The organism is Luteolibacter sp. LG18 (assembly GCF_036322585.1).
Classification (GTDB): Bacteria; Verrucomicrobiota; Verrucomicrobiia; order Verrucomicrobiales; family Akkermansiaceae; genus Luteolibacter.
In genome coordinates this window covers 5,256,296-5,272,905 of the sequence record NZ_AP024600.1, presented here as the reverse complement: position 1 = coordinate 5,272,905, position 16,610 = coordinate 5,256,296, and the positions used below count along the sequence as shown (strand labels likewise).

Annotated in this window: 5 protein-coding genes; 3 read left to right on the top strand and 2 right to left on the bottom strand. The window is 65.1% G+C overall.

What is annotated here, in order from left to right; all coding sequences use genetic code 11:
* Positions 1–11,799 carry a filamentous haemagglutinin family protein gene (locus tag llg_RS20985; protein ID WP_338287009.1) on the top strand — a complete coding sequence of 3,933 codons (11,799 nt, stop codon included), beginning with the start codon at positions 1–3 and terminating at the stop codon, positions 11,797–11,799.
* Positions 11,800–11,973: 174 nt separating this feature from the next.
* Here llg_RS20985 and llg_RS20980 read toward each other — a convergent pair whose 3' ends face one another.
* Entirely contained in the window at positions 11,974–14,490 is a 2,517-nt protein-coding gene (locus llg_RS20980; RefSeq protein WP_338287008.1) for a glycoside hydrolase N-terminal domain-containing protein, read from the bottom strand.
* 249 nt (positions 14,491–14,739) lie between these two features.
* A complete protein-coding gene (locus tag llg_RS20975) occupies positions 14,740–15,024 on the bottom strand; it encodes a 4a-hydroxytetrahydrobiopterin dehydratase (RefSeq protein WP_338287006.1) in 285 nt (94 codons plus the stop codon).
* A 129-nt stretch (positions 15,025–15,153) separates the two neighbouring features.
* Here llg_RS20975 and llg_RS20970 point away from each other — a divergent pair, with 129 nt between their 5' ends.
* Together llg_RS20970 and llg_RS20965 are read left to right on the top strand one after the other, a co-directional pair.
* The gene (locus llg_RS20970; RefSeq protein ID WP_338287005.1) at positions 15,154–15,585 is read left to right on the top strand and encodes a hypothetical protein; all 432 of its coding nucleotides are present in this window, start codon (positions 15,154–15,156) and stop codon (positions 15,583–15,585) included.
* 205 nt (positions 15,586–15,790) lie between these two features.
* On the top strand, positions 15,791–16,468 hold the full coding sequence (locus tag llg_RS20965; RefSeq protein WP_338287004.1) for a L,D-transpeptidase: 678 nt from the start codon (positions 15,791–15,793) through the stop codon (positions 16,466–16,468).
* Positions 16,469–16,610: the final 142 nt, after the last annotated feature.

Sequence of the window (16,610 nt, the reverse complement as noted above, 5' to 3'; positions counted from 1 at the left end):
ATGAAACCCCGCCGTTATTTCCTGCCGCGACGTTTTGCCCGGAAGCATCTGTCTCTCGGGCTCGTGTGCACCCTTGCCACGACGATCGTTGTACAAGGCGCGGACATCCTTCGCGGGGGGGCTGTGCGACCCGCCACCACGGCAACGACCGGCACCACCAACACTCCGGCGGCGATCACCCCACGCGCGACGGGAAGCGCCAATGACACGCTGGCGAAAACGACCCAGGCGATCCAGGCCGTGCAGGCGATGCAGACGGCGGCCCGGAACCTGTCGAAGAACAACGGTTCGAACAACCTCGGCCAGAATCCGACCAAACCCGGCCAGCTCCTGCCGGACGTGCCCGATGGCCTGGCCGCGGGTGGCTTGGAGGTGGATCCACGCGTTCCCACCAACTCTGCCCTGTGGCAGGGTGCGAACCTTCCCGTCCAATCCACCACCACCGCGGGCAAGACCCAGGTGACGGTGAAACAGACCGCCCAGCAGGCGATCCTGAACTGGAAGACGTTCAATGTCGGCAAGAACACCGAGCTGAAGTTCGACCAGAGCGCGGGCGGCAGCAGCGCCAGCCAGTGGATCGCCTTTAACAAGGTCAACGATCCGCTCGCGAATCCGACCCAGATCCTCGGCACCATTGATGCGCCGGGGCAGGTGTACATCATCAACCGCAATGGCATCATCTTCGGCGGCAGCTCGCAGGTGAATGTCGGCGCGTTGGTGGCCACGGCGCTGCCGGTCAACGAACTGCTCATCCAGCGCGGCCTGCTAAACAACTTGGACCAGCAGTTCCTCTTCAATGGCCTCGACCAAGGGGCGGACGATGAGATCGATGCGAACACGCGCATCGGCGATGTCACCGTGCAGGCGGGCGCGAAGATCGCCACCTCCGTGAGCGCGGATGGCAATGGCGGCCGAATCATGCTCGTTGGTGCGAACGTGACGAATTCGGGATCGCTCGAATCCACCGCCGGTCAGGTCGTGCTCGCGGCGGGTCTCCAGGTCGGAGTGGCGGCGCACAACAGCAACGACGCCTCGCTGCGCGGTCTCGACGTCTATGTCGGCGCGGTCACCGATTCATTGTCCGCGCTTTCTCCATACGCGGGCGTGGCGACCAACGACGGCATCATTTCCGTGGCGCGTGGCAGCGCGACGGTCACCGGCAAAGACGTGCGCCAGAACGGCGTGATCGACAGCACGACCTCGGTTTCGCTGAACGGCCGCATCGACCTGCTGGCGAACTACGGTGCGGTGGCGAACACCGGCTACGACGCCAGCAACAGCACCACCGGCAATCCCTTCCTTTACAAGAACACCGGCAGCGTCACCCTGGGCGAGGGAAGCGTCACCCGCATCCTGCCGGAGTGGGCCAGCACCGACAAGGTGGCGGGCACTGAACTGGCGCTGCGTTCGCAGATCAACCTCCAAGGCCTCACCGTTCATCTCGAAACGGACTCGATCATCCTCGCTCCGAACGCGCTGGCCACGATCAAGGCGGGCACGTGGGTTTTCAATGGCGCGACCTCGCCGCCATCCTCCACCTTCCTGGCCACGGGCGGCCAAGTCTATCTCGACAGCGGCGGGACCATCAACCTCGCGGGTTCACAGGATGTGGCGGCCTCGGTGGCGGACAATCTCATCACGCTCCAGCTCCGTGGTTCTGAGCTTTCGGTGGCGCCGGTGCAGCGCGATGGTGAATTGCGCGGCGACACCATCACGGTCGATCTCGGCGTGAGCGGCACCTATGAGGGCCGCGATTGGATCGGCACGCCGCTGGCGGATCTCATCGGTTATGCCGGGCTGGTGGAGCGAACGGTCGGTCAACTCACCGCCGCGGGCGGTACGCTCGATATTTCCGCGGGCGGATCGGTGGTTCTTCAGAATGGATCGGTGCTGGACGTTTCCGGTGGCTCGACGAACTACGCCGGTGCGACCTTGAAAACCACGCGCCTGGTCGACGCGAACGGCAAGATCGTGGAGATCGGCAAGGCATCGCCGGACCAAGTTTATCAGGGGATCTACACCGGTGGCGCGACGGTGGTGCACACGAAGTGGGGCGTGACCGAGAAATACGTCAATCCGCTGGCCCCCACCGGCACCTATTACAAGGAAGGTTACGTGCAGGGCGCGGCGGGCGGCAGCATTACCGTGAGCGCGCCCTCGATGGCGTTGGATGGCACGCTCACAGGCAGCACCATCGTAGGCACGAGCCAGGTCCGGAATTCCGCCACCACCAGCGCGCTGCCGCAGGGCGCGTCGTTGACGCTGAAATTCCAGTCACAGACTTACTCGAACAACACCGTCCTCACCACCTACCCGACTTTGCCGGACATCACCTTCCAGGATGGCGTGGTGCAGGACGCGGTGGCGGCTTTCAATGTCGACGCGAACGGTAATCCAGCAGCGCTGGCCGCGGACCGGATCTCGAACGTGTATCTCTCGCCGGAGCTGGCGTTGGAATTCGGATCGCTCACGGTGAATAATCCCAACGGCGCCATCCGTGTGCCGGAAAGCGTCACGTTGCACACCACGGCGAAAGGTTCGCTGACGTTCGCGGGGGCGAACATCAACATTGCGGCTTCGATCATCGCGCCGGGCGGATCGCTGACCTTCACCACTTACACCATCGCGCCGGATGTGGCGGCCACACTGCCGTCAGGGACTCCGGACCCGGCACCAAATGCGGGACGCGGCATCTTCACGCTGGGTGCGGAATCGACTCTGAGCACTGCGGGACTAGTGACCGATGACCGCATCGCCAACTCCAATCCGATCGCGGCCAATGGCGGCTCGGTGAAGATCACCGGCTACGAGGTGAATCTCGCCACCGGAAGCGCGATCGACGTGTCCGGCGGCTATGTCATGACCGCAAAGGGCACCGGTAAGTACGGGAATGCGGGTAGCATCTCGATCACCGCAGGACAGGACCCGGGGCTGAAGTCGGTGCTCGGCGGCTCGTTGTCGCTGGGTTCCACCTTGAAAGGTTTCTCCGGCGCGCAGGGCGGCTCGCTTTCCATCACCGCGCCGTTCGTGCAGATCGGCGGCGGCGCTCTCACCGCGGGTTCGCTGATGTTGCTGCCGGAGTTCTTCAGCCAGGGTGGATTCACCAAATTCTCTCTTGCGGGGCTCGGCTCGGTGACGAACCAGGGCGCGAATGCCGTGCCCGAGGTGTGGGTGGCGGATGGTGCCGTGATCGCGCCGCGTGCGAAGAGCTTCCTGGTGCTGCCGGGTAATCCCGGATCGCTGTCACTGGCAGTGGGTGAGAATCCCGATGGCCTGCGTCAGGCGGTGAGTCTTTCGCTTTCCGCTCCGGGCGTGGATGCGCGTGAAGGCGGTCGGTTGCTGGCGGGGGATGTGGTGATCGGCGAGGGGGCGGTGATCCGCACCGAGGCGGGTGGCAATGTCTCCGTCACCGGCAACACCGTCACGGTGCTTGGTTCGATCTTCGCGGCGGGCGGCACGATCACGGTCGGCGGGGCTTCGAACTCCACCGGTTTGTTCGGCGATGATTCGCAGGCACTGGTGACCACCTATCTGGGAACGCACAGTGTGATCTCCGCGGCGGGGACCACCGTTTACACTCCTGATCCGTATGGCCGCCGGATTGGGAAGGTGTTCGATGGTGGCACGGTGAAGATCAGCGGCAACCTCGCCGCGGTTTCCGGCTCGGTGATCGATGTTTCCGGTGCCAGCGCGATCCTTGATCTGGATGCGAACACGGTTTCGACAGGAACGAAGGCGACCACCGGCATCCCGGGTGGCTTGAACACCGTGGCCACGCGTTTGGATAGCAACGGCGGCACGATCGTCCTCGCGGGGGGGGCGTTGCTGGCGTCCGATGCCACGCTGCATGCCAATGCAGGTGGCGGCACCGCGCTCGGTGGCACTCTGTCGGTTTCCTCCGGCCACTACTATCCTGCGGGTGTGCTGCCCGCCACCGGGGATGTGAATCTCACAGTGACACAAGGTGGGCAATTCGCGACCGGTGTGGTGGGGATCGGTCATACGGTTTCCGCGGCGAACGGCGCGGGTGTGTTCGCGGTGGATGCCTTCACGGCGGGCGGCTTCGATTCGCTGACACTCGGCGGCACGGTGAAGTTCCAGGGGCCGGTCACGATCAACGCGCGCGGGGAAGTCACCGTGTCTAACAGCGGGGTGCTCTACACCACCGGTGAGACGATCCTCAACGCGGCCCATGTCTCGCTCGGCCAAGCATTCCAGACCCCGGTGCTCCCGGATGCGAAGACGAATGTCTTCGGCACGGGCTACGCGCCCACGTGGGGAACGGGCAGCCTGTCCGTTTCGGCGAAACTGATCGATGTCGGCAATCTCTCGCTCCAGGGAACCGGCAGCGCCGTGCTCGCGGCGGACAATGGCGACATCCGTGGCAATGGCACGCTCAACCTCGCGGGCGACCTCACGCTGCGCGCGGGCCAGATCTATCCGACCACCGCCTCCGATTTCACCATCGTCGCCTACGATCACCTCGAAGGCGCGGTGTTGAAGGAGGGCTCGATCACGGTGCAGGCCTTCGGCCGCCGCCAGCTTCCGCTTTCCGGTGGCGGCGACCTTTCGCTCTACGCCTCGCACATCCAGCAGAGCGGCGTGCTGCGTGCTCCCTTCGGCTCGATCACGCTGGGCTGGGATGGCGCCGGCACCGCGCCGAAGGATTACCTTGCGGGCGCGACGCTGTCGTTGCCGGTGACGAAGTCGCTCACGCTCGGCGCGGGCAGCGTCACTTCCGTCTCGGCGGTCGATCCGCTGACGGGGAAGGGGATCACGATTCCGTATGGCTACAGCCCGGACGGCAGCAAGTGGATCGATCCCCATGGCTCCGACATCACCGCGGGCGGCCTGCCCGAGAAGAAGATCGTGCTCGCCGGGAACGGCCTGACGATGGAGCAGGGCGCGACCGTCGATCTCCGCGGCGGCGGCGAGCTGTATGCCTACCGCTGGGTCTCGGGCCTTGGCGGGCCGGTGGACATCCTCGCCTCGCTGACGAGCTTCGCGGTGATCCCGTCCTACCAGGCGGACTACGCGCCGTATGCGGAGTTCAACAGCTCCAGCGACAGCACGAGCCTGATCGCGGGCGTCGATGGCTACACCAACGGGACCTTGAAGGCAGGCGACCGCATCTATCTCAGCGGCAGTGCTTCCTTACCCGCGGGCTATTACACGCTGCTGCCCGCGCGCTATGCCTTGCTCCCCGGAGCGGTACTGGTCACACCGGTCAAGGACGGCGGATCGACGACCATCACCAATGCCGACAAATCGAACATCGTCTCCGGCTACCGCTACAACGACCTCAACAGCGAGCGCACGGTGCCAACGATCCAATCGCGCTTCGAAGTCGCCACCTCGTCGGTGGTGCGGGCGCGTGCGCAGTATGAGGACTTCAAGGCCAGCGATTTCCTGAAGGCCAGCGCGCTGTCGCTGAACCTGCCCGTGCCGACGCTGACCTCGGACTCCGGCCACCTGGTGTTCCAGGCCACGAATACGCTCGTGCTCGCGGGATCGGTGCTCTCGGCCTCCACCGTTTCCGGAGGGCATGGCTCGATCATCGACATCGGCACGCGGCAGGACACCACCATCACCGCGAATGGAACGGGTAGTGGCACGGTGAAACTTTCGGCCGCGGTGCTCAACAGTTTCGGTGCGGAAAGCCTGCTCATCGGGGGCATCCGCAATGGTTCCGTGATCACCACCACCGGTTCCAGTGTGACGGTGGACAACGCCGGGGCCGCGCTGGTGGCAAACGACCTGATCCTTTCCGCCACCGGCGCGCTCACGCTGGCAGCGGATGCGGAGATCCGTTCCACCGCGACCACTAACACCACGCCCACGAATTTCTCACTCAGCGGCGATGGCGCGCTGGTCCGCGTGTCCGCGGGCAAAGGCGCTGAAATCACCCGCACCGGCGCGACCACCTCGCTGCTCCCCGTGCTCACCGTAGGCGCGAGAGCGAAACTCTCCGGCGGCAGCCTGATTCTCGATTCCACCGCGCGGACCTTGCTCGATGGCACGGCGGATCTCGCGGCCTCCACCTATGTGCTTGGCAGCGGCCGGATCAGCCTCCAGCTCGATGGCGCGGCGGTGCTCCCGGCGGACAGCGGGCTCACGCTGTCGAATGCGGCGCTGGCCGATTTCCAAGGCGCGTCGTCGTTGAAGCTGCTCAGCTATTCCACGCTCGATCTTTACGGCTCGGGCCAGCTCGGCGGAAACAACCTCGCGCAGCTCGAACTCAGCGCGGGTTCGATCCGTGGCATCGGCCAGGGTGCTGGTACGGCGGTGATCCGCGCGGGCACGCTGGTGTTGGAAAACACCGCCAATGCCGCCAACACGGCAGCGGCTACTGCCACCGGTGCGGTCGAGTTCCGCGCCGACACGATCCAGCTCGGTGCGAACCAGCTCGCGGTGAACGGCTACACCAATGTCACGCTCGCCGCGACCCGCGGCGTGACGGGCACGGGGAGCGGCGGCTTCTCGACGCCGGGCAATCTCACGATCTCCACCCCGCGTGTCACCGGTGCGGCGGGAGCGGTGCGCACCATCGCCGCGGGTGGCTCCCTCTCGCTGGTGTCCTCGGGCAGCCTCGCCAATGCGATCAGCGGCGGGCTCGGATCGAGTCTCACGCTCACCGGTTCCACGGTGGACGTGAACACGGCGGTGCAGCTTCGCAGCGGCTTGCTCTCGCTCCACGCCACCTCGGGGAATGTCACCATCGGCGGCACCCTCGATGTTTCCGGTACGCGCCAGGTTTTCGGCGACACCGCGAAGTTCACCGGCGGCGGCGATGTCGTGCTGACAGCGGACAATGGCAATGTCACCGTCTCGAACGGCGGCCGCATCGACGTCTCCGCGCCCACCGGCGGAGGAAATGCCGGATCGCTGACGGTGTCCACGCCGCACGGCGCGTTCACTTCGAATGGCACGCTGGCCGCGAAGGGCGGCAGCGGTGGCGCGAACGGCACCTTCGTGCTGGATACCGCCACGCTCTCGTCGCTGGCATCGCTCAGTGCCTCGCTCACCCAGGCGTCCTTCACCGGCGGTCAGGCGATCCGCGTTCGCAATGGCGACGTGACTGTCGATGGCATCACCAAGGCCGCCGATTTCCTGCTCTCGGTCGACCAGGGATCGATCAACGTCACCGGCACCATCGATGCCAGCGGTACCACTGGTGGTTCGATTCGTCTCGCCGCGCACGGTGATGTCACGCTTTCCAATGGATCACGACTCACGGTGGCGGGCCAGAAGTTCAGCGACGCGGGCAAGGGCGGCGACATCACGCTGGAAGCGGGCACATCCTTGAATGGCGTGGCCGGAACCGGCTGGGTGGACATCCAGACCGGTTCAGCGCTCGATCTCTCGGTGGCGGCGAAAGTCGCGGGCGATGCCTCGACCGTGGGCAGCAGCGCCTACAACGGCCAGTTCAGCGGCAAGCTCCACCTCCGAGCGCCGCGCGCCAGTGCCGGGACCGATCTCAATGTCCGCGCCATCAATGGCACCCTCACCGAGGCCTCGAGCATCCTGGTGGAAGGCTACAAGGTGTATGACCTCGCCGACTTCGGAGGGATCGTCAATGGCGTGACCGGAACCATCAGCGCAGATGGCAAGAGTTTCCTCGGCGCGGCGGGCACCACTACCGCGGGCTACACCGCGATCCTCGGCCGCCTCACCGCGAACAATGCCGGGCTGGCGAACAATCTCGTGCTCGCCGCGGGTGTGGAGCTGGTCAATTCGCTCACGCCCTCCAACGTCACCTCCAGCCTCGCGGCGGCGAACAGCACGCTGGTGGTGGCCACCACCGGCGGCAGTGTGCTGTTCCCATCCGGCACCGGCGCGAGCCTCATCCGCGTCAGCAGCGCGGCGACCGTCACCTCGGCCTCGGGCGTGGTCACCACGCTGGCCGCGAATGCCACCACTACCTTGGCGGCGGGCAGCACCATCACGCTGGCGAATGGCGGCACGATCACCTACGCCAGCGGCTCCGGCGCGCTGGCGGTGAGCCTGGTGACGGGTTCGTCCTACACCACCGGCGCGACCAACAGCGTCGCCACGGTCAATACCCGTGGCACGGTGGTGACGCTGAATACCGCGGGCACCAGCAAGCTCACCCTGGCCGCAGGCACGAAGATCACTTTCCCGGTGGGCACCAAGGCGGGCGCGACCACCGTGGTCAGCACCACCAACAAGATCACCGCTTCCGTGGCAGGGACGATCACCTCGGCCAGCGGCGTGGTCACCACGCTGTCGGCGAACACCGCGACGGCCATCGATCCCGGCAGCACGGTCACTCTTTCGGGTGCGGGTGCCATCACCTTCGCCAGCGGCGGCACCGGCGGCCCGGTCACCGTGGCGCTGGCCTCCGGCAGCTTCACCACCACCGGCGCGACCACGATCACGCCGCCGTCCCGCGACATCCAGCTCGGCACGCCGAACTCGACCACCGCGGACGATTGGAACCTCGCGTCCACCGACTTCCGTTTCGGTGCGAAGAGCGCGCCTGGCGTGCTGACGATCCGTTCCACCGGCAACCTCGTCTTCAACACCGCGCTCAGCGATGGCTTCACGCCGACGCTGGCCAGCACCGATACGAACTGGCTGTGGACGGCGCGCTTGTCCGCGCAGAACACGCTGCTGCCGGTGAACGAGCAATCGTGGTCCTACCGTCTGGCCTCGGGAGCTGACCTCACGGCCGCCGACTTCGGCCAGGTCAAGGCGCTCAGTGCGTTGGACGTCACCAGCGGCAATCTCATTCTCGGCCGCACGTCCACCAATGCGGCGGCCACCGGTTCAAACTCCGCGACGACCGCCTCGGTGATCGCGAACCGTTTCCAGACGATCCGTACCGGCAGCGGCAATATCGAGATCCACGCCGGTCGCAGCGTGCAGCTGATGAACCAGTTCGCCACCATCTACACCGCGGGCACCCGCGTGCTGGATGCCACGCTGGGCGGCACCTTCGACCTGCCGAACATCAGCCAGACCACCTCCGGTGCGCTCGGTTCCGCCCAGCAGTCCTACGCGGTGCAATACAGCATGGCGGGCGGCGACGTGGTGGTGAAGGCGCAGCAGGACATCGAGCGCCTGACGCGCAACGCGGCGAACCAGTTGGTGGCTGACTCGCAGTTCCAGATGCCGGACAACTGGCTCTACCGGCGTGGCTACATTGATCCGACGACCGGTACTTACGGCACCGGTCGTTTCAGCGACGTCACCACCACCACCTGGTGGGTGGATTTCAGTAACTTCTTCCAGGGTGTGGGCACGCTCGGCGGCGGCGATGTGACGCTGGAGGCTGGACGCGACATCCACAACGTGGATGCCGTGGTGGCCACCAATGCCCGCATGCCGAAGGGCACGGCGGTGGCCTCGCGGTTGGTGGAGCTGGGCGGTGGCGATCTGGTCGTGCGCGCCGGTCGTGATATCGATGCGGGTGTTTACTACGTCGAGCGCGGCCACGGCCAGCTCAGCGCGGGCGGTGACATCCACACCAACGCGACCCGCTCGGTGCTCAGCCAGAGCCTCGCCTCCGCGGCCTCGGTCTACACCCAGCTCCCGACCACCCTGTTCCTCGGCAAGGGTGGCTTCGACGTCGATGCGCGCGGCAACGTCCTGCTCGGTCCGGTGGCGAATCCGTTCCTGCTGCCCGGCGGCCTGAACAACTCGTATTGGAACAAGAGCTACTTCTCCACCTACGCCTCGGACAGCTACGTGCATGTTTCGTCGCTCGGCGGCTCGGTCACGCTGCGCGAAAGCGGCACCGTCGTCAGCGGTGACACGCAGGGCTCCGCGTCGTCCCTATTGCTGGCGTGGTACACGAACAAGCTACTGCTTTCCACCACCTCCGCCTCCTACACGAAGCCGTGGCTGCGTCTGAATGAAACCAGTGTGCAACCCTTCGGGACGCTGTCGTCGCTGCTCCCCGGCACGGTGCTGGCGACCTCCTACAGCGGCGACATCAACCTGGTGGGCAACCTGATCCTCTCGCCCTCCGCCACCGGCACATTGGAGCTGCTGGCGGGCGGCTCGATCAACGGCCTGCAACCGAACGGCCAGGTCGCTCCCGGCGGTGTGACCAAGACGCCATGGGGAGTGGCGACGGTGAATGTCTCCGACGCCGATCCGGCCTCGATCCCCGGCATTGCCTCACCCTTCGCCTATCAGGCGGTGGTCGGCACCGATAGTTCGGGCAGCGCCAGCACCACCGATACCACCGTCGGCTACCTCGATTTCCTCGACCGCTTGTTCAAGGAATCCGGCGCGACCAATGGCACCAACGTCGTGCTTCAGACCAAACAGGCGTTGCACGGCGCGGGTCCGCTGCACAAGGATGACACCTCGCCGCTGCGCCTGTATGCGGGCAGCGGGGACATCTCCGGCTTCACGCTCTACTCGCCGAAGGCCGCGCGGATCACCGCGGGCCGGGACATCGCCGATGTGGCGTTCTACATCCAGAACGTGAACGCGGGTGACATCAGCGTGGTCACCAGCGGCCGGGACATCCTGCCCTACAGCTCGTCCTCGCAGCTCCGGGTGTCGGCCCTTGCCACTGGCAATACGGTGAACGATGGCAGCGGTCCGTTGGCGGGGGACATCCAGATCAGCGGCCCCGGAACGCTGGAGGTGATTGCCGGGCGGAATCTCGATCTCGGTCTGGGCACCGCGAACGCCGATGGTACCGGCACGGGTATCACCAGCATCGGCAACACCCGCAATCCATGGCTTCCCTTCGAAGGCGCGGATCTAGTGGTGGCGGCGGGCCTGGGTTCGGCCTCCGCGCTCGATGGCAGCAGCGCCAACTTCGGGGCGTTCATTACGAAGTACATCGATGGCCCCTCCGGCACGGAGTATCTGAAAGCCATCGGGCTGACCCCGGCGGAGTTCGACGGGCTTTCCACCGAGGACCAGAACCTCGCGGCCCTGCGCGTGTTCTACGTCATCCTTCGCAATACCGGACGCGACCACAACAACCCGGAGTCGCCCGGTTATGCCAGCTACGATACAGGCAAGGAAGCCATCGCCACGCTTTTCCCGGGCACCACCTGGGACGGCGACATCCTGACCCGCGGCCGCGACATCCGCACCACCAACGGCGGTGACATCGGAATCTTCATCCCGGGCGGTGGTCTGGCGATGGCGAATACCGCCATCGGCAATCCACTCTCGCCTCCGGGTATCGTGACCGAAAGCGGCGGCAACATCTCGATTTTCGCCAACAATGACATCAGCATCGGCATCGGCCGCATCTTCACCCTGCGCGGTGGCGATGAGATCCTGTGGTCGTCGAAGGGCAACATCGCGGCCGGTTCGTCGTCGAAGACAGTGAAATCCGCACCGCCCACCCGCGTGCTGATCGATCCGCAGAGCGGCGCGGTGAAGACCGACCTGGCGGGGCTCGCGACCGGCGGCGGCATCGGAGTGCTGGCGACCGTGAAGGGCGTGGAGCCGGGGAATGTCGACCTCATCGCGCCGGAGGGCTTCATCGATGCCGGCGACGCCGGAATCCGGGTGACCGGGAATCTCAATATCTCCGCACCGCAGGTGCTCAACGCCGGGAACATCTCGGTGGGCGGGAACAGCGGCGGGACTCCGTCGGTGACCGCGCCATCCGCGAATCTCGGAGGCATTGCGGCATCGAACACCGCGGCGGCCACCTCGGCGGCGGTTCCAACCGGCACCGGAGCCCAAACGGAAGCCGCAGCCGCGACGGAGAACCTGCCCTCGATCATCGTCGTGGAGGTCATCGGCTACGGCGGCGATGAAGAGGACGACGAGGACAAGACCCAGGCGGCACGGTAACGCAGTGTAGCTATTCTCCGCCGCAGGCGAAGTAGCGTAAGTTTCCAAACTTGCGCGTGGGAGTATCCGCGAACACCCGTGCAGGTCCAGTCCCCCTGTGAGTGACCACCAGGGCGGACTGGTCATGCCAGGGACGCCGCGAGCCGTCCCACTCACAAGCAGCAATGCTTGTTACTACTTTTTGAACGCCACGGCGATCTTCACCGGGGAGCCCTTCGGCAGCATCACCTTCGCGCCGCTGCGGGCTACACCTTGCGCCGCCACCGCGACCTCCTTGTCTCCAACGCTCATCTTCGTAACCCCCAGCTCGTTCGGCAGGGCGATCACCACCTCCTGTTTCGCGGCGGAGGAAAGCGTGACCTCGCACGTTCCCGCGCCCAGGTCCCACTGGATCTCCTCCACCGTGATATTGCCACGCGCACGGGTTCCTTTAAGCGATCCCTTCGGCAGCGCCTTGGGAACCGCGGGCAGCAGCGTGAGGTCGCCGACGCGCGACTGGATGAACATCCGGTTCACGATCTCGGGCGTCGCGCCGTTTCCATCCACGCACAGGATGCGCGGCCCGCCGTAGTGGGCGGCGACCATATTGTTGTAGGTCGAGCGGTGTTTCGCCATCTCCTCGATGCGGGCGAAGGCGAGGTCGCCCATGCCCAGACCCGCGGCGGCCAGACCGGTGTGCATGTAGCCGTGGGTGGCGTCCTCCTGGCTGGCCTTCACGCGGTTCATCAGCGCGACCTTCGCGGCCTCGAACAGCTTCGGATCGCTGTCCGGGCTGAACTGGAGGCTTTCGAAGGCACCGTAGAGGTGCATCAGGTGGCGGTGGTTGTTTTGCTCGCCCTGCTTCGGGTTCGACCACTCCTTGAGCGCGCCCTCGTTGTTGACCAACAGGGGCGGCAGTTTCGCGAGCAGCGCCTTCCAGCGGACCACGCCTTCCTTCTCGATGCCGAGCAACTCGCAGCCCGCGATCAGGTTGGTGAGCAGTTCCTGGGTGATCTCGATGTCCTGGCTGGTGTTGTCGCCCCAGCCGTTTTCCGCGGAATAGGACGGGCGGAAGGTGTAGAGGCCGTCCTTGTCCTCGGTGCTCTTCAGGAAATCTTCCCAGAACAGCGCGCAATCCTTCATGAAGGGAATGGCGGTACGGCGCAGGAACTCGCGGTCGCCGGTGTAGAGGAAGTGGTCGTAGTACCAATGCGCCATCCAGCTCGTGCCCGGCGTCCACAGGTTGCCCGGCCAGCCCTTGTCCCAATGCAGGGCGAGGCCGTTGTTGGACGAGCGGCTGCCGATGAGGATGCCGTTGCAATTGTAGAGGGACTTCGCGTTGCGGCGCAGGTCCGGCATGTAGCTGTCCCAGAGTTGGTAGTAGCCGGTCATGCACTCGGCGAGGTTGCCGCTGTAGGCAATCTCGGTATCGAGCTGGAGATTGGTGTCGGTGGTGTAGTCGCCGGACCATGCGGGCTGCCAGGTGCCGCTCCAGATGCCGAAGAGATTCGGCGGGGTTTCCGGTCCGGCGGAACACATGAAGACGTAGCGGCCGGAGTCATACATCCGCTCGAGCAGGGCGGGGGACAGGCGCTGTTCGTCCTTGGCCTTGTCGAGCAGCGGACCGGATGCCATCCCGCGCTCCTCAGTGCTACCACCGAGATCGATCGATACCCGGTTGAAGAGGCTGCTCCACGCCGCGGTGTGGGGCTTGAACAGGGTGGCGTAGTCACCGGACATCGAGGCCAGGTCGGCCTTCAGCGCCGTCAGCCACTCCGGCTTGTAGGCCTTGCCGGGGATCTGGACGGTGCCGCGCTTAACCGGCTTTTCCGGTCCGGTGAAGTCCGGGTTCTTCGGATCGTTCGGCCACGCATGGCTGTCCGGCAGTGGCGTGCGCCAGGGGAGGATGCGGACCAGCAACGTCACCGAGTCCGCACCGGTGATGGTCACCGAGCTGCCATCGCTGGTGCGGGTGCCGCCTTCGCTGACCACGCGGACCGCGCCCTCGTAGCCGCCTTTGCCCTTCACGTAGACGTTGTGGCAGGTGATCCAGTCCGCGGTGTGCTCGATGGTGGATTCGATGAGCGGGCTGTTCACCTTCTGCATCCGCACGGTCAGCGAGACCTTGCCCTTCGGTCCGGTGGTGGTGGTGACCAGCGTGTTGTCGGTTTTCGAGACGAACATCCGGCGGGCGAAGGCCCCGTCGTCGTTCGTCCACTGGGCCCAGGTTTCGCCCTTGGAAAAGTCCTCGACCCGCGCGTAATCCTTCACCGCGCCGGACGGCTTCTGGTTCAGATCCAGGAAAAAGCCGGGATGGAATACGTCCGTCCACACCAGTTTCCCGCCCCAGCCGCCTTCCTCGGCCTTCTGCAGGAAAAACTTCTGCCCCTCGCCGTAACCCTTTTCACCGATGATGCGGCGCATTTCGCCGAGGATGTCACCGCCATTCGGTAGCACCTCGCGGGAGCCCGCGGGCAGCCAGAGCTTCGAGTGGTTCACCAGCAGCGTGTCCTTTTCGGGATCGCCGTAGAGCATCGCGCCCAGCGTGCCATTGCCCGCGGCGAGCCCGCCCTCCCAGGTCTTCGCGGGCTGGAGGATCACGGTGCCATGGCGGGGCATCAGCGGGGCGGGGTCCTGAACCGGCGCGACGTCGCCAGCGGCCAGGCGGGAGAGGGAAAGCGCCAGCAGCGTGGCAGTGAGGGATGGTTTCATGCGATGGATGGAGTCATGGAGGAAAATCGTCATGAGGAGATTTGCCCGAGGTGATCCGTGTTCCGAGTTTCAGCTAAAACATGTCCAAAAATCGCTATGTTCCAGTGAAAAATTTAGGTGTCCGGGCTTCCGGTGGGTGAGATGGAGGAGAGGAATGGATATTCGTGCGGTCTGGTCGCGGCTTCCGGGCACGAAAAAACCCGCGGCCGTTTCCGGCTGCGGGTGTTTTCGAAAATCAGGGGAGAAACCTCAGTCCACCAGGTTGTCGATGCGCTGGGCGAGCTCGATGTCGAGATCGGTCAGGCCACCGGCGTCGTGAGTGGTGAGTTTCAGGGAGACCTTGGTGTAGCGGATGACGATGTCCGGGTGGTGCTGGGCCTCCTCGGCGATCTCCGCGAGGTCGTTCACGAAGTCGATCGCGTCCATGAATTCCTCGAACTCGACGGTGCGGGTGATCGCGTTTTTCTCGTGCTCCCACTCGGGGCACTTCTTGAGGGCGACGGTAAGGTCTTCGTCTTCGAGCAAGTCTGACATCGGAAAGGGGAGTGGTTTCGGCGGCGAGATTGGCGCTTCGCGTTTCGCCTTGGCAAGAGGATTTCAGGCGGCCGGGGAAAACGATTCCGGTACGTTGCAAGGTGCCCGTTCCCGCGCTAGGAGTTAGGGATGAAAACGCTGCTAGCCGTCCTCGCCCCGGCCGCCCTGCTGGTATCCTGCGCCAATGTCACGCCCCAGGGCCGGATCGAGCGCCATCCCGGGCTCTACGCCACCCTGAGCGCGAAGGACAAGCAGCTCGTCCAACACGGCACGATCGACCGCGGCATGAGCATGGACGCGGTGTGGCTGGCGTGGGGGGAACCGGCGTCGAAGTTCTACGGCGCGAAGGGCGCCCAGCCGTTGGAACGCTGGATCTACACCTCCTCCGAACCGGTCTACACCACCAATTTCTTCGGCGGCGTGGGCATCGGCTCGTATGGCCCCTACCGCTCCCGCAGCTACGGCTACGGCTTTGGCCCGGAAATTGCCTACGTCCCCCGCACCAGCGCGACGGTGGTGTTCGTGAACCGCAAGGTCGATTCCTGGGAGCGGAGACGTTAAGTAGCACAAGCATTCCTGCTTGTGGGCGGGAAGGTTCGCGCCAGCCCTGGCGGATCCAGTCGGCCTTGGAGTGGCCGGTGGTTAGAGAAGCGTAAATTACCGGTGGTGCCTCTGCTCTCTTCTCTGGATTCTGGTCTCTCGAATCTAGCAGGAGGCGCGGCTTGCAATCGGCCGGAGATGCGCCAGACTGCGGGCGATCGATACCATGAAATCACTCCGCATTCTCGCGCTGGCGGGCCTCGCCTCCACCATGGCCCTGTTCACGTCCTGTTCCACCACCACCGGTGGCGGCGGTCTGGCGGCTTATCATGCCTACGACCGCCCGACGAAGCTGCCGAAGAACCCCTCCGCCGTGAAGGTGAAGGTGTCCCTCAGCAAGCAGATGGCCTACGTGATGGAGGGCAATGACCCGCTGCTCGTGATGCCGGTTTCCGTCGGCGCGCCCGGCACCTCCACGCCTTCCGGTTCCTTCACCATCTACAACAAGGAGCAGTTCCACCGCGCCAGCAGCCATGGCTACGCCTACAGCGGCAACCAGGTGAAGCAGACCTTCCTCGCGAAGAAGCCCGCCGGCTGGTCGTTCAAGGGCACGCCGATGCCCTACTGGTGCGAGTTCAAGGCGAACTACGGCTTCCACACCGGCTGGCTGAAGCATCACCCCTGCACTCACGGTTGCGTGCGCATGCACGAGAACCTCGCGCCGAAGTTCTTCCGCCTCGTGAAGGTCGGCACCCCGGTGAACATCTCCTACTCGCAGCCCGAGGATTCCACCCTCGGCAACATTTCCCTGCCGCCGGATTCCGGTCCGCTGCCGGACTACGCGGGCTCGATGTACACGGGTGACGGCTATTTCAGCCAGCACAAGAAGCCGGTCTACAACTGAGACCAGTCACGAAAGATAGGAACACCCTTTCTTTTCGCGAAATCATCGAATGGGCCCGGCGGTTCGATCCGCTTTCCCGGCCCGCGTCCGGATTCCCCGGTCGCGGGCTTTTTTGTCGGCTTTCGTCGCTTGCTTGTCGCAA

Excerpts from the sequence above, each read along its gene's own strand:
- llg_RS20985 (WP_338287009.1), top strand. The coding sequence starts at position 1 with ATGAAACCCCGCCGTTATTTCCTGCCGCGACGTTTTGCCCGGAAGCAT.
- llg_RS20980 (WP_338287008.1), bottom strand. The coding sequence starts at position 14,490 with ATGAAACCATCCCTCACTGCCACGCTGCTGGCGCTTTCCCTCTCCCGC.
- llg_RS20975 (WP_338287006.1), bottom strand. The coding sequence starts at position 15,024 with ATGTCAGACTTGCTCGAAGACGAAGACCTTACCGTCGCCCTCAAGAAG.
- llg_RS20970 (WP_338287005.1), top strand. The coding sequence starts at position 15,154 with ATGAAAACGCTGCTAGCCGTCCTCGCCCCGGCCGCCCTGCTGGTATCC.
- llg_RS20965 (WP_338287004.1), top strand. The coding sequence starts at position 15,791 with ATGAAATCACTCCGCATTCTCGCGCTGGCGGGCCTCGCCTCCACCATG.